General features: G+C 70.3%; 15 protein-coding genes. 9 read left to right on the top strand and 6 right to left on the bottom strand.

Features of this window, described 5'->3' with window-relative positions:
- Positions 1 to 52: 52 nt before the first annotated feature.
- Positions 53 to 1,435: a DUF4403 family protein gene (locus L1280_RS12980; RefSeq protein WP_253582710.1), complete on the top strand. Its 1,383-nt coding sequence runs from the start codon at positions 53 to 55 to the stop codon at positions 1,433 to 1,435.
- 69 nt (positions 1,436 to 1,504) lie between these two features.
- On the opposite strand, the gene L1280_RS12975 is transcribed toward L1280_RS12980, so the two are convergent.
- Genes L1280_RS12975 through pgeF form a run of 4 tightly spaced genes read right to left on the bottom strand, consistent with a single transcriptional unit; the run spans position 1,505 to position 6,765 of the window.
- Positions 1,505 to 2,737: a type IV pilus twitching motility protein PilT gene (locus L1280_RS12975; RefSeq protein ID WP_253582709.1), complete on the bottom strand. Its 1,233-nt coding sequence runs from the start codon at positions 2,735 to 2,737 to the stop codon at positions 1,505 to 1,507.
- 55 nt (positions 2,738 to 2,792) lie between these two features.
- On the bottom strand, positions 2,793 to 5,462 hold the full coding sequence (locus L1280_RS12970; protein WP_253582708.1) for an ATPase, T2SS/T4P/T4SS family: 2,670 nt from the start codon (positions 5,460 to 5,462) through the stop codon (positions 2,793 to 2,795).
- Positions 5,463 to 5,500: 38 nt separating this feature from the next.
- The gene (locus L1280_RS12965; RefSeq protein ID WP_253582707.1) at positions 5,501 to 6,001 is read right to left on the bottom strand and encodes a YqeG family HAD IIIA-type phosphatase; all 501 of its coding nucleotides are present in this window, start codon (positions 5,999 to 6,001) and stop codon (positions 5,501 to 5,503) included.
- Positions 5,998 to 6,765 carry a peptidoglycan editing factor PgeF gene (gene pgeF / locus L1280_RS12960; RefSeq protein WP_253582706.1) on the bottom strand — a complete coding sequence of 256 codons (768 nt, stop codon included), beginning with the start codon at positions 6,763 to 6,765 and terminating at the stop codon, positions 5,998 to 6,000. The genes L1280_RS12965 and pgeF overlap by 4 nt, the downstream gene beginning before the upstream one ends.
- Before the next feature lie 250 nt (positions 6,766 to 7,015).
- On the opposite strand from pgeF, the gene L1280_RS12955 reads away from it, so the two are divergent.
- The 7 genes from L1280_RS12955 to L1280_RS12925 all read left to right on the top strand — a co-directional run bounded on the left by L1280_RS12955 (position 7,016) and on the right by L1280_RS12925 (position 11,841).
- Positions 7,016 to 7,252, top strand: a complete 237-nt coding sequence (locus L1280_RS12955) for a hypothetical protein (RefSeq protein ID WP_253582705.1) — start codon at positions 7,016 to 7,018, stop codon at positions 7,250 to 7,252.
- 78 nt (positions 7,253 to 7,330) lie between these two features.
- Positions 7,331 to 8,116 carry an enoyl-ACP reductase gene (locus tag L1280_RS12950; RefSeq protein WP_253582704.1) on the top strand — a complete coding sequence of 262 codons (786 nt, stop codon included), beginning with the start codon at positions 7,331 to 7,333 and terminating at the stop codon, positions 8,114 to 8,116.
- A 76-nt stretch (positions 8,117 to 8,192) separates the two neighbouring features.
- Positions 8,193 to 9,071 (top strand): acyltransferase, encoded by an 879-nt coding sequence (locus L1280_RS12945; RefSeq protein ID WP_253582703.1) that lies wholly within the window; start codon positions 8,193 to 8,195, stop codon positions 9,069 to 9,071.
- A gap of 9 nt (positions 9,072 to 9,080) precedes the next feature.
- Positions 9,081 to 9,662: a 5-formyltetrahydrofolate cyclo-ligase gene (locus L1280_RS12940; protein WP_253582702.1), complete on the top strand. Its 582-nt coding sequence runs from the start codon at positions 9,081 to 9,083 to the stop codon at positions 9,660 to 9,662.
- 4 nt (positions 9,663 to 9,666) lie between these two features.
- Positions 9,667 to 10,251 carry a DinB family protein gene (locus L1280_RS12935; protein ID WP_253582701.1) on the top strand — a complete coding sequence of 195 codons (585 nt, stop codon included), beginning with the start codon at positions 9,667 to 9,669 and terminating at the stop codon, positions 10,249 to 10,251.
- On the top strand, positions 10,248 to 10,712 hold the full coding sequence (locus tag L1280_RS12930; protein ID WP_253582700.1) for a DUF488 family protein: 465 nt from the start codon (positions 10,248 to 10,250) through the stop codon (positions 10,710 to 10,712). Before L1280_RS12935 ends, L1280_RS12930 begins: the two co-directional genes overlap by 4 nt.
- Before the next feature lie 49 nt (positions 10,713 to 10,761).
- The gene (locus L1280_RS12925) at positions 10,762 to 11,841 is read left to right on the top strand and encodes a PilT/PilU family type 4a pilus ATPase (RefSeq protein ID WP_253582699.1); all 1,080 of its coding nucleotides are present in this window, start codon (positions 10,762 to 10,764) and stop codon (positions 11,839 to 11,841) included.
- 61 nt (positions 11,842 to 11,902) lie between these two features.
- On the opposite strand, the gene L1280_RS12920 is transcribed toward L1280_RS12925, so the two are convergent.
- Positions 11,903 to 12,835, bottom strand: coding sequence for a hypothetical protein (locus L1280_RS12920; RefSeq protein WP_253582698.1), 933 nt, complete (start codon positions 12,833 to 12,835; stop codon positions 11,903 to 11,905).
- Positions 12,836 to 12,898: 63 nt separating this feature from the next.
- Positions 12,899 to 16,879 carry a DNA polymerase III subunit alpha gene (dnaE, locus tag L1280_RS12915; RefSeq protein ID WP_253582697.1) on the bottom strand — a complete coding sequence of 1,327 codons (3,981 nt, stop codon included), beginning with the start codon at positions 16,877 to 16,879 and terminating at the stop codon, positions 12,899 to 12,901.
- Between the two features lie 133 nt (positions 16,880 to 17,012).
- Here dnaE and L1280_RS12910 point away from each other — a divergent pair, with 133 nt between their 5' ends.
- On the top strand, positions 17,013 to 18,806 hold the full coding sequence (locus tag L1280_RS12910) for an N-acetylmuramoyl-L-alanine amidase (protein ID WP_253582696.1): 1,794 nt from the start codon (positions 17,013 to 17,015) through the stop codon (positions 18,804 to 18,806).
- Positions 18,807 to 18,839: the final 33 nt, after the last annotated feature.

Genomic DNA, 18,839 nt, shown 5'->3' with positions numbered 1-18,839 from the left:
CGTTGCCTATGGCCCGGCGCTCATCCCTCACCCTTAGCCTGAACCCCACCCCATGCGACGCCTTCTCATCCCTCTGCTGTCCACTGCCCTGATGACCGCCCCCGCCGAAGCCCAGAGCGTGCCCCGTTCCTCGCTGGTCCTGCCCGTCACGGTGCCGCTCTCCGGCGTGCAGGCGGCGGCCAATGCCCGTGTTCCGGCCGAGTTCGCCCGGCTGGACGAGACGCGGCCCCTCGCGGGCGGGCTGCTGGGCGTGCGGCTGACGGGCACGGTCACCCGCACCGGGCATGTGCGGGTGGGGGCCACGCCGGAGGGGGACGCCCTATTGGTGCGCGTGCCGCTGCGGGCCGCCTTCCGCGCCGAGGGACAGGGCCTGGGCTCGGCCCTGGGCCGCGACTTCGGCGGCGAGGCGACGGTGAGCCTGCGCCTGACGCCCACCCTCGGGACCGACTGGCAGGCCGGGGTGAAGGTCGCGGGGACGGTGGAGTGGACCGACCCCCTGAGCGTGGAGCTGACGCCCGGCGTGCGGGTCAGCGTGCAGTCGCTGGTGGACGGGCAGGTGCGGGCGGCGCTGGACCGCGTGACTGCCGACATCGAGCGGGCGGTGCGCGAGGGGGCCGACCTGCGGGACCGCGCCGGGGCACTGTGGGCGCGGGCGGGGCAGCCCTGGACGCTCCCCGCGCCGGAACCCGCCTACGCCCGCGTGACGCCGCGCACCCTGACCGTCAGCCCGTTCCGCTTCACGGGGGACGCGCTGAAGCTCACGGTGGGCGCGACCTTTGACCTTTCCGCTGGGCTGGGCCGCGCCCCGGCTCAGGCCCCCGCGCCGCTCCCCCCGCTGCGGGTGGCCGAGCCGCCGACGCCCGGCGTGGCCCTTGCCCTCCCCGTGCGCCTGCCCTACCCGGACCTGTCACGGGCGGCCACCCGCGCCGCCGCCGCGCGGACGGTGACCCTGCCGCTGCCCCTCTCCCCCACCCTGCGGGTCGAGAATGTCGTGGTGACGGGCCGGGGACCGCACCTGAACGCCGCCGTCACCGTGCGCGTTTCCGGGCCGCTGGGGCTGAATGTGCGGGCCACCGCCGACGTGTCGGGTGTGCCTGCGCTGGACGCCTCCGGGCGCGTCGTGACCCTCCGTGACCCCACCGTCGTGACCCGCCGCGAGGGGCTGACCGGGCGGGTGGTGGGCTGGCTGGCGGACGCCCGCGCCCAGGCGTACCTGCGGGGGGCGGCCCGCTTCGACCTGACGCCACAACTGACCCAGGCGCGGGGACAGGTGCAGTCGCGGCTCCCCTTCACGCCCGTGCCCGGCGTCACCCTGACGGGCAAGGTGGGCGAGCTGCGGCTGACCGGGCTGAGCGTGACACCGGACGCCCTCGTCGTGACGGCCGCCGCCGGAGGGCAACTCGCGGCGGCGGTGGATGCGGGGAAGATGCGGTAGGGACGGCCCGCTTCCAGCCGCCAGCGGTGGGCTGACGCTTCGGCCCCCCAGGCTGGCGGCTGGCCGCTCTCAGCGCCGCCCGAACTGCGTCTGCGCCGTGCCCGATTGGGTCGTGGTCGTACTCGTCCCCGCCGCCGTGCGCCCGAGCGCTGCGCCTGCGGGCTGGGCGGGGGCAGGCGCCGCCGGAGCCGTCGGCGGCGTGTAGGTCGCGCCGCCCACCCCCGCGTTGGGGTCGTTGGCGAGACGGGCGAACTCCTTGGGGTCCACGGCCCGCGCCACGCCCGTCTCGTAGGAGATCACCCGGCGGCGGTAGAGGTTCGCCAGGAAGGCGTCCATCGTGACCATGCCCTCGCGTGCCCCGGTCTGCATGGTGGAGACGATCTGGAAGGTCTTGCCCTCGCGGATCAGCGCCCGGACGGCCGGGTTGGCGATCAGCAGTTCGTAGGCGAGGACCCGCCCCGGACCGTCAGCGCGGGGCAGGAGCTGCTGGGTCATCACGGCGACGAGGTTGTTGGCGAGCTGCACCCGGATCTGCTCCTGCTGCTCTTCCGGGAACACGTCCACGATGCGGTCGATGGACTCGGGGGCCGAGTTGGTGTGCAGGGTGCCCATCACGAGGTGCCCGGTTTCGGCGGCGGTCACGGCGGCGCGGATCGTTTCGTAGTCGCGCATCTCGCCCACCAGAATCACGTCGGGGGCCTGCCGCAGCGAGGCCCGCAGCGCGTCCGCGAAGCTCATGGTGTCCGACCCGATCTCGCGCTGGTTCACGATGCTCTGCTTGTGCGAGTGCATGAACTCGATGGGGTCCTCGATGGTCACGATGTGCAGCTTCTTGGTGACGTTGATGTGGTCGATCATCGCGGCGAGGGTGGTCGACTTGCCCGAGCCGGTCGGCCCGGTCACGAGGACCAGTCCGCGCGGCGCGTTGGCGATGTCGGTGATGTTCTGCGGCAGGCCCATCTCGGCGGCGCTGCGAATGGTGGTGGGAATCAGGCGCATGACCCCGCCCACAAAGCCGCGCTGCATAAAGGCGTTCACGCGGAAGCGGGCCTTTTCCCCCAGGGCGAACGAGAAGTCCAGCTCGCGCTTCTCCTCGAAGGTGCGCTGCTGGCGCTCGTTCATCATCGAGTACATCAGCTTGCGGGTCTCGGTCGCGGCGAGCGGAGCCATGCCCTGCTGCACCTCGTAGGTCCCGCTGAGCTTGAACTGCGGCGGCAGCCCCACCGTCAGGATGATGTCGGACGCGCCCTTTTCGGCGGCGAAACGCAGGATGTCGGTGATGTCGGGAGCGGCTAGGGTCATGGGGTACCTCGGCGGGTGGGAAAAAGGGAAGTGAGGGGTGGGCGGTGGGCGACGGCTAGCCTGCCGTCACTGCGAGAACTTCTTCAAGGGTGGTCATGGCCGCGAGCGCTTTCTCGATGCCGTCCTGGCGCAGCGTCTTCATGCCGCTCTCGGCCAGGGCCACGTCGCGCAGCTCGGAGGCGGTCTGTCCGGCCCCGATCGCGCGGCGCAGGGGGTCGTCGATCACCATCAGCTCGTGAATCCCCATGCGGCCCTTGTAGCCGGTGCCGCCGCAGCGGGGGCAGCCCGCCCCGCGCACGAGCGAGGCCCCGCGCACCTCCTCCTCGGCCAGCCCCAAGCGGCGCAGCACGTCGGGGTCGGCGTTGGTGGGCTGCTTGCACTCGGAGCACACCCGGCGCACCAGCCGCTGCGCGAGCACCCCGATCACCGAGGCCGAGATGTTGAAGGGTTCGACGCCCATCTCGTCGAGGCGGGTGATCGCCCCCGGCGCGTCGTTGGTGTGCAGGGTCGCCAGCACGAGGTGGCCGGTCAGCGCCGCTTCGGTGGCGATCTTGGCCGTCTCGGTGTCGCGGATTTCGCCCACGAAGATGATGTCGGGGTCCTGGCGCAGAAAGGCGCGGAGGGCACGGGCAAAGGTCATCCCCGCCGTCGTGTTCACCTGCGACTGCACGATGCCCGGAATCTCGTACTCGATGGGGTCCTCGATGGTCGTGGTGTTCTTCTCGGGCCGGGCGATGCGCTTGAGGGTCGAGAAACTGGTAAAGGACTTGCCCGACCCGGTCGGCCCCGTCACCAGGAAGATGCCGTTGGGCTTCTCGATCACGTCGAGGTAACGCTGGAAGTTGTGCGTGGAAAAGCCGAGCTGCTCGACCTCGGGGATGTTCTCGGCCTTTTGCAGGAGGCGCATCACGGCCTTTTCCCCGTACACGGTGGGCAGGGTCGAGAGCCGGAGGTCGATGTCGATCGAGCCCTTCTTGAAGCGCACGCGGCCGTCTTGCGGCAGGCGGCGCTCCGAGATGTCGAGGTTCCCCATGATCTTGATGCGGGCGAGCACGCTCTGGGCGCTGCCCCTGGGGAGTTCGGGCTGTTCGCGCAGCACGCCGTCGATGCGGTAGCGGATCCGCAGGGCCGTCTGGGTGGGCTCGATGTGGATGTCGGAGGCGTCTTGCAGGGCGGCCTCGCGGATGATCTGGTCGACCACCCGCACGACGGCGTTGTCGTCGAGCCCGGCGCTGAGGTCCACCTCCTCGCGCTTGGCCTCCCTCGCCTTGCTCTCGGCGGCGAGCTTCTGGTTGAGCGCCGCCATGTCTTTGTTGCCGTGGTAACGCTCGATCAGGCGGGTGATGTCTTTTTCCGCCATCACCGCCGGGATGATCTCGCGGCCCGTGATCAGCTTGAGGTCGTCGAGCGCAAACACGTTGCGCGGGTCCTTCATCGCCACGATCAGGGCCTCGCCCTGGAGCCTCACCGGCACCACCCCGTAGCGCCGGGCGGTCGCCTCGGGGATCAGGAGGGCCACCGCCGCGTCGGGCGGGTTCTGGCCGGGGTCGAGGTACTCGTAGCCGAGCTGCGCGGCCAAGGAGCGGGCCAGCATCTCCGGGCTGAGCTTGCCCGACTGCACCAGCGTGTCTTCCAGCCGCCCGCCCCCCGCGTTCTGCTTTTGCAGCGCCCCGTCAATGTCGCCGGGGGTGGCGAAGCCCAGTTCCACGATCACCTCGCCCAGCGGCTTGACCTTGCCGCCGCGGGCCTGCACCTGCAAGGCCTCGCGGAGTTGCGACCGCGAGAGCGTCCCCTGCTGCACCATCTGCTCGCCCAGGCGGGTGCGCTGGGGGTAGCAGCGCTCGATCAATGCCTCCACGTCGCGCGGGCGGGCCAGGATCAGGCTGACCGGGCGGCCGATCAGGGCTTCGAGTTCCTCGCGGCGGCGGGGGTCGCTCGTCAGGACCGTCACGGCGGCGGCCGTCTCCTCCACCGGCACCGCCGAGAGCCGCAGGGCGTCGGCCCGCAGCAGCGCTCCCAGCACGTCTTCCGGGGGCTGAAGGCCGCGCGGGTCGGGCAGGTAGGGCGCTCCCGCCTGCTCGGCCAGCACCTCGTAGAGGCGGTCCTCGGTCAGGGCGCCCTGCGCTACCAGCGTCGCCCCCAGCGATTCCCCGGTCTGCTGCTGGGCGTCGAGGGCCACCTGAAGCTGCGCGTCGGTGACCAGCCCGCGCGTGGTGAGCAGGCGGCCCAGTTGACCGCCGTTCGCCTCGCCGCCCTCCTCGCCGGGGAGGGCCACGTCCAGCCCAAGTTCGGGGTAATAGGTGGCGATCGCCCACAGCACCTGATCGCGCAGGGCCTGGTACGGCTCAATGTTCAGGCCTGAGTCGTCCTCCAGCGCCTCGATGGCGAGGCTGGAGAGCGGGTCCACGAAAGCCACCCGCAGCGTGTCGCCCTCCCGCGCGAAGGGGAAGGCCGCCATCGCCTGCGCGGTCTGCGGCCGCACTGCTCCCACTGCCGCCGACTCCGGCGTGACCACCAGCAGGTTGACGAGCGGGATGCCCAGCGCTTCCTCGATGGCCCGCGCGATGCGCTTCTCGCCGACCTGCCCAGAGTCGATCAGGATGTCGGCCAGCCGCCCGCCGACCTCGGCGTGCCGGACGAGCGCCTTTTGCAGTTCGGTGTCGCTGACGTAGCCCTGTTCGAGCAGGATCGCTCCGAGTCTCCGGTCGCCGATGGAAAGTGCCACTGTGTCTCCTGTAGGGGGAAGGGAAAGAGAACGCGGGGCTAGGCCCGCCAGTCGTGTCCGTAGCGTTTGAGAACCGCGCGTTCGAGCTTGCGGGTCACGCGGGTGTGCGGCAGGGCGTTGTCGGCCAGCGGGTGAACGAGGATGGTGTGCATTCCCGCGAGATTGCCGCCCAGCACGTCGGTGAAGACCTGATCGCCCACCATGCCGACCTGATAGGGCGGGAGGCCAAGTTTGCCGAGCGCCTGACGGAACGCGCGGGGATTGGGTTTGCCCGCCATCCCGACGCCCTCGAAGCCGAGCTTGTCCAGCCAGAAGCGGGCACGCCTCCCCGTCGCGTTGCTGAGCAGGTAGAGCCGAATCCCCGCCCGGCGCAGGTCGGCGGCCCAGGCCATTACGTCGGCCCGTTCCTCGTAGCTGCCGTAGGGAATCAAGGTGTTGTCGAGGTCGAGCAGCAGGCCGCGCAGGCCCCGCGCCGCCAGAAACTCGGGAGTGATGTCATGAACGTGCCCGAGCACGTCGCGGGGGCGCAGCAGGCTCACGCGTCCACCCCCGCCGAGCCGGAGAAATCCGGTAACCCGATCACGGCCCACATCCGCCCGGTGCGGCCCGCGTCGCGGCGGTAAGAATAGAAGTCTCCTTCGGTCGAGCAACGCCCGCTGACCCAGAGGTGCTCGGGGTTTAGACCCGCCGCGAGCAGCACCGCCCGGTTCGCCCCGGCGAGGTCGAGGTGGGGACCGCCCGGCTGCGCCAGCACGAAGTCACCCAGCCCGGCGTCCTGAAACTGCCGGGCCACGTCTCTCCCCACTGCGTACCGCTCGCCGCAGATGCCGGGGCCGACGGCGGCGCGAATCCGGGCGGGGTCAGCCCCCCGCTCCACCATCGCCTCCACCGTCCGGGCGGCGATCTGGCCCAGCGTGCCGCGCCAGCCCGCGTGCGCGGCGCCGACCACCCCGGCGGCCTCGTCCGCGAGGAGGATGGGGTAGCAGTCGGCGGTCCCGATGGCGAGGAGCAGCCCCCGCTCGGTGCTGACCAGCGCGTCACCGTCCTGCACGCCGGGGCGCGCCTCGCGCACGTCGGTGCCGTGAATCTGGTTCAGGCGGGCCACCCGCGAGGGCGCGAAGCCCAGGGCCTCGGCCACCCGGCGGCGGTTTTCGGCCACCGCCTGCGGATCATCCTCGCGGTCGTCGAGGTTCAGGCCTGCATAGGCCCCCAGCGACACACCGCCCGTCCGCGTGGTGAACGCGTGGGGCAGCGGGAGGGCGGGGGAACGCAAGAGCATCAGGGGGTCAGTATCGGGGCGCATGTCTCACCGAAGTCTGACGGGTGTACCCCCGGCGGGGGTGTGGAGGGGGCGGAGAAGCCGCCAGCTCTCAGCGGCCAGCCGAGAGGCTTGGTGTGGTTGGGGTGACTCGGTGGCCCCCTCACCCCTTGCTCCGCAAGGCCCTCTCCCACGGGGGGAGAGAGGATAACCTCGCTTTTGCGCTTGCCCTCTCTTCCCTATGTCAGCCGATCTCAGCGTTTCTGTCCCCGGCCAGCGTGCCATGCTGAGGCCGATGAAGGCTTCCCCCCTCGTGCTACGCCTGAGAGTGCTGGTCTACGGGCTTCTCGCAAGCGGCGCGGGCATCGTTGGGGGGCTGTACACCTGGGTGACCGTTGGGGCACTCATGGGCAAAGTCGACCCTGACGTCCAGCCTCTCTGGCCCCTCGCCCTGCTGACCGCGCTGCTGGGCTGGGTCTTCTGCTTCGGACTGGCCCGGCTCGCCCGTCGGGACTTCCGGCGGCCCCGCTAGACGCCCCAGCCTGCCCACTTTCCCTCTCTTTGCACCCACTCCAACCCTCACCCCCGCCGCGTTGCTACAGTCCCCCCCATGAGTCTGACGATTGACCTCTCCGGCAAAACGGCCCTGGTGATGGGCGTGGCGAACGCCCGCAGCCTGGGCTGGGCCATCGCCGAACCCCTCCTCCAGGCCGGGTGCCGCGTGGGCTTTTCCTACCAGGGGGAGCGCCTGAAGGGCGAACTCGACAAGCTGCTCGCGGGCCGCGAAGGCGTGTGGACCCAGCAGGCCGACGCGACCAGTGAGGACGACCTGACGGCGCTGTTCGCCCGCGTCCGCGAGGAATTCGGGCATCTGGACTACCTCGTGCATTCCATCGCCTACGCGCCGCGCCCTGCGATGGAAGGCCGCTTTATCGCCACCACGCCGGAGGACTGGAACACCGCCCTGAATGTCAGCGCCTACACGCTGGTGAGCGCGGCCCGGCACGCCGAGGAACTGCTGCGCCCCGGCGGAAGCATCGTCAGCCTGACCTACCACGCCTCGCAGCAGGTCGTGCCCAAGTACAACGTGATGGGGGTGGCGAAGGCGGCGCTGGAGGCGGCCACCCGCTACCTCGCCGCCGATCTGGGCAAGGCGGACGTGCGCGTCAACACCATCAGCGCCGGGGCGATGCGGACGGTCGCGGCCCGCTCCATCCCCGGCTTCAGCGGCCTGTACGACGAGGCCGGACGCCGCGCCGCCCTGGGCCGCCACGCCACCCCCGAGGAGGTGGGCAAGCTGGCCCTCTTCCTGCTCTCGGACCTGGGCAGCGGCGTGACCGGGCAGACGGTCTATGTGGACGCCGGGGCGAACATCATGACCATGCCGCTGGAGTAGTCCCCCCGCCGCGCCCAGGCTCAACCCTGCTTTACTTCCCACAGTGGCCCCCGGTTCACGCGCTACAGTGGCGGGCGTGACGTGGCTGAAGCCGGTGAGCATCGATGGAGACGCGCAGGCCGCGTATAACGAGTTTCTGCGGAATCTGGAATCCAGGCTCGCGGACCCGGCGACCGACCGCAACGTGGTGGCCCGCGAGGTGCTCGCGCAGGCGATGTACGGGCGCGAGTACGGGCACCTGCTCGCGGACGCGCCCCTCGCGGCCCTGAACCTCGACGCGCGGAACGTGACCTTTGAGGCCGAGTACTACATGGCGACCGACGCGGGGCAGTTCGCCCGCGTCAAGCCGCTGCTGTGGCTGTGGAAGAACCTCGACCTCACGCCCGTGGGGCAGAACCCGGTCCTGGGGATTCCGGTCCGCCGCCTTCTGGCCGGGCACATCTTCCGGCGGGTGGGGCGCGACTTCAAATGCTGGCAGAACGTGGAGTTCTCGGTGGGCTACAACATGGAGGTGGGCGACAACGTGGTCGTTCACCGGCACGTCCTGCTCGACGACATCGGCGGGATCGAGTTGCAGGATGGCGCCTCGGTGAGCGACTACGTGAACATCTACAGCCACACGCACTCGGTCCTCGACGGCCCCGACGTGACCCTGCGCAGGACCGTGATCGGGCGCGGCGCACGCCTCACTTACCACTCCACCATCCTGGCGGGCAGCGTGGTCAGCGACGACGCGATGCTCGCCACCCACGCCCTGCTGCGCGGCGATATTCCGCCCCACGGCATCGCGATGGGCCTGCCCGCCCGCGTGACCCGCTTCAAGGAGCGGCCCCGGCCGGAAGCCTACGTGGTGGACTCGCGCACCCATCCGCGCGACGCGGGGCGCAAGGCCAACCCGCAGTTTCCCGACCCCACGCCCAACCAGACCCGCGTGCCGGGAGACGGCGACCGCTAAGCCCGCGCCGTGACCCTGCCCGGTGCCCACCGTGAGGCGGTCTGGACGCGGCTGATGCGCGAGCGGGCCTGCGCGTACCCGCTGCCGCCGCACGGGCACCATCCCAATTTCATCGGGGCCGCCCAGGCGGCGCGGTCGCTGCTCTCGCACCCGGAGGTCGCCGGGCACCGCGCCCTGATCGTGGGCGGGGACCGGGTGCTGTACCCGCTGCGCAAGCTCGCGCTGGCCTCGGGCCTGACCCTCTACGTCCCGCACCAGACGCGGGAAGGGTGGTACTGGCGCCTGACTGACCCGGCCGGGGCGCAGCTCCGGGCCATGCCCCGCGTGGGCGAGCCGAGGCTGCATCCGGAGGGGGCGCAGGCCGCCGTCCTCGCCTGCGTCGCCGTGGACCGCGCGGGTGGGCGGCTGGGCAAGGGCTTCGGCTGGGGGGCACGGGGCCTGGGCCTCGGCGTGCCCGAGTACACGCTGGCGCACCCGCTGATGCTGGCGGCTACCTTGCCCTGCCCGCCGGACTCGCGGGTGGGGCTGATCGGGATGCCGGAAAGGGTGCTGGGTGCTTCGGCGCAGACGGGCCAGCAAACTCTAGACTGAGTTCATGACCAAGCGCAGCAAAGTGTTCGTGCCCGCCGTCGTCACCGTGGCGACGGTCGGGGTGGCCGCCGGGGCCGCCTACGTGGCCCGGTACCGCAAGGACGACGTGAAGGAACTGTTCGTGGCGCAGGCGCTGGAGCGCCCCGCCGCCCGCCAGAGCTACGCCGAACTTGCCCAGGGGCTGGAGCGCTCCGGCATCGCCCTCTTCCAGCGGGCGGGCCGCGCCGCCGACACCCAGGCCAACCGGGCCGTGCTGACCCACATCATCGGCATCGAGCGCTGGGGCCAGGAGCGGCTGCGCGTGGCGCTGGGCGAGCGCGAGTTCGTGCGCGACGAGCACCACCCCTACAAGCCCGGCGCGGGCGTCTCGCTGCGCGAGTTGCAGGACCTCCTCTCCCAGACCCGCTCGCGGACGGTGGACCTCGCTCGGCGCCTGAACGCCTCGCCACCCGAGGGGGGCACCACGGTCGAGCACAACGGGCTGGGGCCGCTGACGCCCAAGGGCTGGTTGCGCTACCTGGCCCAGCACGCGGACGTGGAAAGTCGCCGGGTGCGCGGGGCCAAGGAAGCCAAGGCCCTGGGCGAGTGACCCTGCCCACCCTCTGGACGGTCGGCTACGAGGGGGCCGACCCAGACGCCTTTCTCGCCACCCTGGAGGCGGCGGGCGTGACCCTGCTCGCCGACACCCGTGAGCGGGCGCAGAGCCGCCGCCGGGGCTACAGCAAGACCGCACTCGCGCAGGCGCTGGCGGACCGGGGCATCGGCTACCGCCACCTGCAGGCGCTGGGGACGCCGCCCCCGGTGCGCAAGGCGTACAAGCTCGACCACGATTTCCGCGCCATGGAGGCGGCCTACACCCTGCACCTCGCCACCCAGGGGGAGGCGCTGGAGGAGCTGGGCAACCTCGCCGCGCGGGAGCGGGTGGTCCTGCTGTGCTACGAGGCGGACCCCGCCGAGTGTCACCGCTCCCTGATTGCCCGCCGCCTCCAGGCGCTGGGGCTGGTGGGCGAGGTGGTGGACCTCGACATTCCGGGGTGCAGGCCGACGTAGTGGAGCGCCGTAGAAAGCTGTAAGACCCCCTCCCCTACCCTGGGCGGCGATGAGCGTGCTGCAAGCCCTGTTGGGCGTGATCGTGAAGGCCGGGGCCAGTGACATCCACCTGCGGGCCGGGAGTGCCCCTGCCGCGCGAGTCAGCGGCGAGATCGTGCGCTTCGGCGAAGACCGCCTGCTGCCCGAACATATCGAAGCCTTTGCCCGCGAGATGATGGGGCGCCCCGGCCTGTGGGACGACTTTCTGACCCGCCGCGACGCCGACTTCGCCTACGGGGTGCCCGGCGTGGCCCGCTTCCGGGTCAATGCCTACTACCAGCGCGGCACGGTGGGCCTGATCATGCGCGTGATCGAGGACAAGCCGATTCCCGGCTTCGCGGACCTCGGCCTGCCGGTGGGCACCTTCGAGGAACTCGCGGGCCACGAGCGCGGCCTGGTGCTCGTGACCGGGCCGACCGGGTCAGGCAAGACGACCACCCTGGCCTCGCTGCTCGACCACATCAACGCCACCCAGCCGGTCAACATCGTGACGCTCGAAGACCCCATCGAGGTGCTGCACCGCGACAAGCGGGCGCTCGTCTCGCAGCGCGAGCTGGGCACCGACACGCTGAGCTTCGCGGCAGGGCTGCGGGCCGCGATGCGCCAGGACCCCGACGTGATCCTGATCGGCGAGATGCGCGACAAGGAGACGGTGGAAGCCGCGCTCTCGGCGGCGCAGACGGGGCACCTCGTCTTCTCGACCCTGCACACCCAGGACGCGATTCGCACGGTGAACCGCATCATCGACTTTTTCGCCCCGCATGAGCGCGACCAGATTCGGCTGGGGCTGTCCGAAAGCCTCGTCGGGGTGGTCAGCCAGCGGCTGCTGCCGCGCAAGGGCGGCGGGCGGGTGCTGGGCATGGAGATTCTGCTGGGCACGCCTACCGTCCGCGAGTGCGTCAAGGACCCCGAGCGCACCGACGAGATCAAACAGGCCCTCTTGGAAGGCGGCGCACGCGGGATGCACACCTTCGACCAGCACCTTGCCAAGCTCGTCAGCGAAGGCCTGATGACCGAGGAAGACGCCATGCAGACCGCCACCAGCCCGCACGAGCTGAAGATCATGCTGATGAAGGCGCAGTTCGCCTAAGCCCCAGCACGAAGACCCGGCACGCCCACTGTCAGGGCGTGCCGGGTTCACATGGAGGTAATCAGTAGGGGGGCCGCACCGCCCGGCGCAGCACCGACGCGGGCGTCTCGCGGACGGTGCGGTCCACCCCCGCCACCGGGGAGCGGTAGATCAGTTCGGAGACGGGGCTGCGCTGCTCGTCCAGCGCGTGGCACACCTGCCGCGCGAGCGAGCGCCACAGCACCAGCGTGCAGCCCAGGACCAGCAACAATCCCACCAGCACGGCGATCATGGGCTGAAGCTGGCCCGCCACCACGCCGTCGAAGTCGGTGATGAAGTACTCGGCCGTGGTCACCCGGAACAGGGTCGCGGGCAGCATCCACAGTCCTAGCCCCAGCAGCAGCGCGGCGGCGTATTTCAGGGGCGAGGTCGCGTTCCGCAAGGCCCGGTGCAGCGCCCCCGAGGGTCCGGGCTGCCGCTGCCACGGCCCTACCCGGCCCGCCCAGCGCGACAGTCCCCCGAAGCCCAGCCACAGCAGGCCCAGCAGCGGCCCGGTCAGGCTGACCGCCAGCACCACCGTGATGAAGGCGTACAGCCCGGCGGGCAGCAGTTGCATGGTGGGCTGCGGCTGCCCCATCGCCCAGAGCCGCAGGCCTACGACGGCCAGCACGCCCAGCCCCAGCGCCCAGCGAAAGCCCTGAGTCGCGCCGATAAAGGCCCGCCGTGCCGCCGCATCGTCCCGATTCGGTAACCCCGCCGCCCATGCCCGGAAGCCCAGCAGCCCCAGCGCGAGCAGCCCCACGAGCAGGCCCAGGGTGATCTCAAAAGCAAGGTGCGGCAGAATCCGGGCCAGGTGCAGGGCGGGAATGCCAATCTCCCGCGTGTCCTCCGGCATTCCGGCCCACGCCCGCAGCAGGAAGAACACCAACGCGCCGCACACCGCGAACAGGGCGAGGGCAGCGGCGGCCAGCACTCGCAGGGCCAGGTCCTGACGCGGCGTCAGCAGGGTTGTCATGGTGGAAGAAGGGTATACCGTCCCGGAGGGGGGCGTGAGCAAGGATGCCGAGCGGCCCCCAACCTAGGCCTGCATTCCCCGCCCCTTGTTCATCCACGCGGGCGGCTTGGGCGCGAAGCGGCCCAGGATGGTGCCCTGGTCGTAGGCGAGGTAGGCGTCGGCCCAGGGGAAGGTCTGGTTCAGCACCCGGATGGCGTCGGGGCTGCCCATATTGTGGTCGAGCTGGTAGAGCACGAACTGTTCAGGCGTTTCCAGCCGCAGGTAGGTCGGCATGGCCCCGGCGTGCTCGTCCAGCACGCTCTGGAATTCGCCCACCGCGTCGGGCGTGGCCGTCTCCAGGTCGATGGTCACGTACATGACCTTGGGCACCTCGGCGAGCTGCTCGATGCTCACGACCTCCTCCGCGATGGCCCGCAGGCCGCCGTCCTCGGACTCGAGTTCCACGATCACCAGGGCAGGCGTGTCGTTGACCAGCTTCTCCTGAATGCGGTCGTAGGCGCGGGAAAAGGCCACCAGCTCGGTCTGTCCCGACTCGTCCGCGAGGATGAAACGGGCCATCATGCCGCCCGACTTGGTGGGCTTCTTGACCACGCTCTCGATCATGCCCGCGAGCACCGCCTTGACCCGCTTGCCCGGCGCGACGTTCTGGGTGGTGAACCAGGCGTCGAGGTCCGAGATGCGGCAGCTCGCGGCCTCGCGCAGCCCCTCGTGCTGCTCCAGCGGGTGCCCGGAGATGTAGAGGCCCAGCGATTCTTTCTCGACGGCGAGGCGCTGGAGGTCGGTGTAAGGCTCGACGCCTGACTTGAGCTTCGGCTCGGGCGCCGTCTCGCTCATGCCGAACAGGGCGTCCATGCCGCTGTTCGCCATCGCCGCCGCGCCCTGCGCCCAGGCCATCGCTTCTTCCAGGCTCTCGGAGAGCTGCCGCCGCTCCCCGAAGCGGTCGAAGGCCCCCGACTTGATCAGCGACTCCATCGCCTTGCGGTTGCAGACCTTGTTGCCCAGGCGGGAGCAGAAGTCGGCGAGGGACTTGTAAGGGCCGCCCCGCTCGCGTTCCTCCAGAATCCGCTGTACCGCCGCCTCGCCCAGCCCCTTGATCGCGTACAGGCCGAACAGAATCTCCTCGCCCTGCACCGCGAAGTCGGGCGCCGAGCGGTTGATGTCGGGCGGCAGCACCCGCACGTCCATCTTGCGGGCGTCGGAGACATACTCGGCCACCTTGTCGGAGTCGCGGCGCTCGACGGTCAGCAGCGCGGCCATGAACTCGACCGGGTAGTTGGCCTTCAGCCACGCGGTCTGGTAGGTGATGACCCCGTAGGCGGCCGAGTGCGACTTGTTGAACCCGTAGTTGGCAAAGGCGTCCAGCAGGTCGAAGAGGCGGTTGCCCTCGTCCTCGGGCACGCCGTTTTCCCTGGCCCCGGTGACGAAGATCTGCCGCTGGCGTTTCATCTCCTCGGCGTCCTTCTTGCCCATCGCCCGGCGCAGCAGGTCGGCCCCACCCAGCGAGAACCCGGCGACCTCGGAGGCGATCTGCATGATCTGTTCCTGGTAGACGGGGATGCCGTAGGTTTCCGCCAGGATCTTTTCCAGCCATTTCGCGCTGTTGGGAAAGCCGTCCTTGACGTAATCCACTTCCTCGACGCCGTGGTGACGCCGCACGTAGGTGGGGATGTTCTCCATCGGGCCGGGGCGGTACAGGGCCGAGAGCGCGATGATGTCCGCGAGGCGGCGGGGCTTGAGGCGGCGCGAGGCGTCCGCGATGCCCGCCCCTTCGAGCTGGAAAACGCCCTTGGTGTCGCCCCGGCTCATCAGCTCGTAGGTCCGGGCGTCGTCGAAGGGAATCGCGTCGAAGTCGATCTCGATGCCCTTCGACTCGCGCATGATGCGCTTGGCTTCATCGAGGAAGGACAGCGTGCGCAGCCCCAGGAAGTCCATCTTAATCAGGCCGATGTCCTCCACGGCCTTCATGTCGTACTGGCAGACCATCCCCTCGCCGGAGGTGTCGCGCATGACGGGCACGAGGTCGGTCAATTGCGTTTTGCCAATTACCACGCCCGCCGCGTGGACCGAGGCGTGGCGGGTCAGGCCTTCGAGCTTCTGCGCGAACTCGTAGGCTTCGAGCAGTTGCGCGTCCTCCGCGAGCATCTGCTGGATGTCCGGCACGGCCTCCCGCGCCTGCTCCAGCGAGTACGACTTGCCGAACTTGATGGGGATCAGCTTGGAAACCTTGTCCACCTTGGCGTATTCCAGGCCCATCACGCGGGCCACGTCCTTGAGGCACGCCTTGGACGCCATCGTCCCGAAGGTGGCGATCTGGGCGACCTTGTCGTCGCCGTACTTCTGCTGCACGTAGCCGATCACCTCGCCGCGCCGCGCATCGTTGAAGTCGATGTCGAAGTCGGGCATGGAGATGCGGTCGGGATTCAGGAAGCGCTCGAACAACAACTCGAACTCCAGGGGATCGAGGTTGGTGATGCGGATGGCGTAGGCGACGAGCGACCCCGCGCCCGACCCACGCCCCGGTCCCACCGAGATGCCCTGGTCCTTGGCCCAGTTGATGTAGTCCGCGACGATCAGGAAATAGTCGGGGAACCCCATGTTGTTGATCACCGAGAGTTCGTACTCGGCCCGGCGCAGGATGACGAGGGCGTGGGTATGGTGCGCCTTCGTGGTCTCCTCCCCGTCCGCTGCGGGATCGAGTTCGATGGCCGTGTCGCTGTCCCCCTGGCGGGCCTTGCGGCAGTCCTCGGGGGCGTAAGGGGGCAGCTTCCCGGCCTCGGCCTCGGCTTCCATGACCTCCAGCGCGGGGTATTTGGTGTACTTTTCGCCCGCCGCCTTGCCCCGCGCCTCCCACTCGCTGCCCATGAAAGCGAGCAGGGTGAACAGCGTTTCGAGGTCGCAGGTCGTGGCGTCGCAGTCCTTCACACGGTCAAGGACTTTCGCCCGGTCCTCCGGCCCCAGCGCCTCCAGCGAGCGCAGGGCGTAGTCGCGCAGCAGGCCCTCGGTCGCGTGGGCCGGGTAGCGCTTGACCGTGCCCCGGTAGGTCTGCACCCGCAGTTCCTCGGCCATCGTGCGGCCTTCCGGGATAGGCAGGGCGGGCATCTGGTACTGCCGCTTCTTGCCGACCGGCAGGTCCACGTTGCAGATGGACGCGATATAGGCCGTGTTGTCGAACGGCTCCTCGCCCCACTCGGAGACGGGGAGGGCCGCCTGCATCTCGTCGAGGCCCTTCACGTAGAACTCGTCACAGGGGAACTTGAAACGGTTCTCGTCGGCCAGGGTCGCCTTGGTCTGGATGGCGAGCAGCGTCTCGTGGGCGGTCGCGTCGGTCTTCTTGACGTAGTGGCCGTCGTTCGTGGCGACCATCCCGATGCCGAGTTCCTGCGCCCAGGCCCTCAGGATGGGGTTGTTCCTCTTCTGCTCGGGCAGGCCGTGGTCCTGAATCTCGATGAAGTAGTTCTCCCCGAAAAGGTCGCGGTACCACAAGAGTCGCTGTCTCGCGTCGTCCTCGCGCCCCTGAAGCAGAAGCTGCTGCACCTCCGACCCCAGGCAGCCGGAAAAGGCGATGACCCCCTTGTGGTGCTCCTGCAAGAGTTCGTGGTCGATGCGGGGCTTGTAGTAGTACCCCTCGGTGTAGCCGCGCGAGCTGAGGCGGCAGAGGTTCTGGTAGCCCTCGAAGTCGCGGGCGAGCAGGGTCAGGTGGAAGATGCCCTTTTCCCCGTCCTGGCCGCGCGTGCGGTCGCGGCGGGTTCCCAGGCCCGGCACCACGTAGGCCTCGTAGCCGATGATGGGCTTGACGCCCATGCCGGTCGCGTAGTTGTAGAAGTGCACCGCGCCGTGCATGTTGCCGTGGTCGGTCATGGCGAGTGCCGGTTCGCACCCCTCGGGCGTGACCTCCTTGGCCCACTTGAGCAGGTCTTTCAGTTTCGCCGCGCCGTCCAGCAGGCTGTACTGGGTGTGCTGGTGCAGGTGCGCGAACTTCTTGGGTCCGCAGCAGGAGCCGTCCGGCAGGTGAATGTGCGGTTGAGCAGCGTCGGCGGCGGTCATGTCCAGAGTCTAGGCCGGACCTCTCCTGCGGGTCAGTGGTGCCCGGCCTTGACGGCCAGAAGCGGCCGGGGCTCACCCTCATGAGCTGAAAAGGTCGCGCTTCTCACTCTTAAGTATTACAGTAGGCGCACACATGAAGCCGCATACCATCTTCCTCTCATCCGTCTTGTGGTGCGGTGTGGCGGGGTGCTGGGCGGGGGCGCAGACCGACCCCTTTCAGCGAACGGCCCCGGCCCAGTCTTTGCCCAACCTGCGGGCCGCCGGGGGACCAAGTTCCCCCGCAGAGGCGCCCCGCCCGGCGGCGACAGCAGCTCCTGCCGCGACCCCAAAGGCTCCGGCAGCAACCGAGGCAACCTTCGGCAACCCGCGCACGAGCAGCGACGGCTCGCAGACGCGGGTGGTCTTCGACCTGACGCCGGGCGTGTCGTATACGCTCAACCCCACGTTCGGGGGACTGCGGCTGGACGTGAAGGGCGCCCGCGTGATGCCCGCCGTGACCACCCGGCTGGGGGCCAGCGTGAGCGAATACCGGGCCGGAAACAGCTCGGTGACCCTGTTCACCCCCTTTCCGCTCTCGCTGACGGACGGCTGGCGGGCCAGCGAGGCGACCCTGGCCTCCGGGTCGCGGGTGCTGATCCTGGAGTTCGGGCCGACCCTCTCGGGCGGGGCGAGCGCGTCCCTGAAAGCCTTGGTCCGCACGGCGACCACGCCCGCCACGCCCGCGCTGGCGCTGACGGCCACCCCCCCCGTGCCCAAGGCTTTGGCCGAACAACTGCCGCCCGGCGACGCGATTGCCCCCGCGAACCGGGCGGCGCTGCCGTCACCCCCCGCCCTGCCCGGCCACGATCCGAACAAGCCCAGTGCGCTGGCGGGCCGGGTCAGCCCTGGGGCGTCGGCGGGCACGGCGCTGGGCGCCCCCCGTGTGGGCAAGAATCCGGGCCTGACCCGCATCGTGCTGGACCTGCCGCCGGGCACAACCTACCGCCTGATTCCCGGCGGGGTGGGCCTGCGGGTGGAACTGACCGGGGTGACGGCGGCGGCCCTGAGCGCCCAGAATGTCAGCCCCGAGGTGCGCGGCTGGCGCTACGAGCCGAGCGCGAACGGGGTCACGGTGACGCTGCTGACCGGCACGCCCCTCACCGAGCGCAGCGGCTGGCGGGCGCTGCTGGTGCCGCCGCTGGAAGGCAGCACGCTCTCGCGGCTGGCGATCGACCTCTCCCCCGCGCTCGCCAACCTGACGCCGCTGACCCCGCGCGAGAAGGTGGTCGCGGCGGTGCCCGCCACTCCGGTGAGCCGGGGCACGGCGCTGCTGGCCCTCAGCACCAGCCTGGTGCAGCCGCGCGTGGTAATCGACGCCGGGCACGGGGGCAAGGACCCCGGCGCGGTCGGCTCGGTCGTCGAGAAGCAGGTCACGCTGGACGTGGCGCTGCGGGTGCGCGACCTGCTGCGGGCGGCGGGGGTGGACGTGGTGCTGACCCGCGACAGCGACCGCGAATTGCACCCCACCAAGAGCACCGACCTCGACCTGCGGGCCGGGGTGGGCCGGGCGGCGGGCACCCAACTGTTCGTGAGCATCCACGTCAACGCGATGGACGCGAGCACCGCCCTGCGCGGCTACGGCATCGAGACGTGGTGGAACGGCAACCACCCGCTGTCGAGTTCGCTGGCGGGCCTGCTGCAACAGCATATGGTCGAGGCGACCGGGGCCTACTCGCGCGGCCTGCGCAGCAACCGCTCGCTCGCCGTGCTGCGCGAGAGCCGCATTCCCGCCGCCCTGGTGGAGATCGGCTACGCTAGCCACCCGGTCGACGGCCTGAACCTCAAGGACACCAACTACCTCGACCGGGTGGCGCTCGGCATCGCCCAGGGCATCCGCGCGGCGCTGGTGGGCGGCGTCTCGGCGAGCGGCCGGGTCGGCGGCAACTAGGCCCCAACGCGAGGGACCCCGCACGGCTGGCGG

Origin of the sequence: Deinococcus sp. HSC-46F16 (assembly GCF_024171495.1) — a bacterium.
In the GTDB taxonomy this organism is placed as follows: domain Bacteria; phylum Deinococcota; class Deinococci; order Deinococcales; family Deinococcaceae; genus Deinococcus.
Note: the sequence above shows the minus strand (reverse complement) of the source record. Positions and strands in the feature narration are given on the sequence as shown.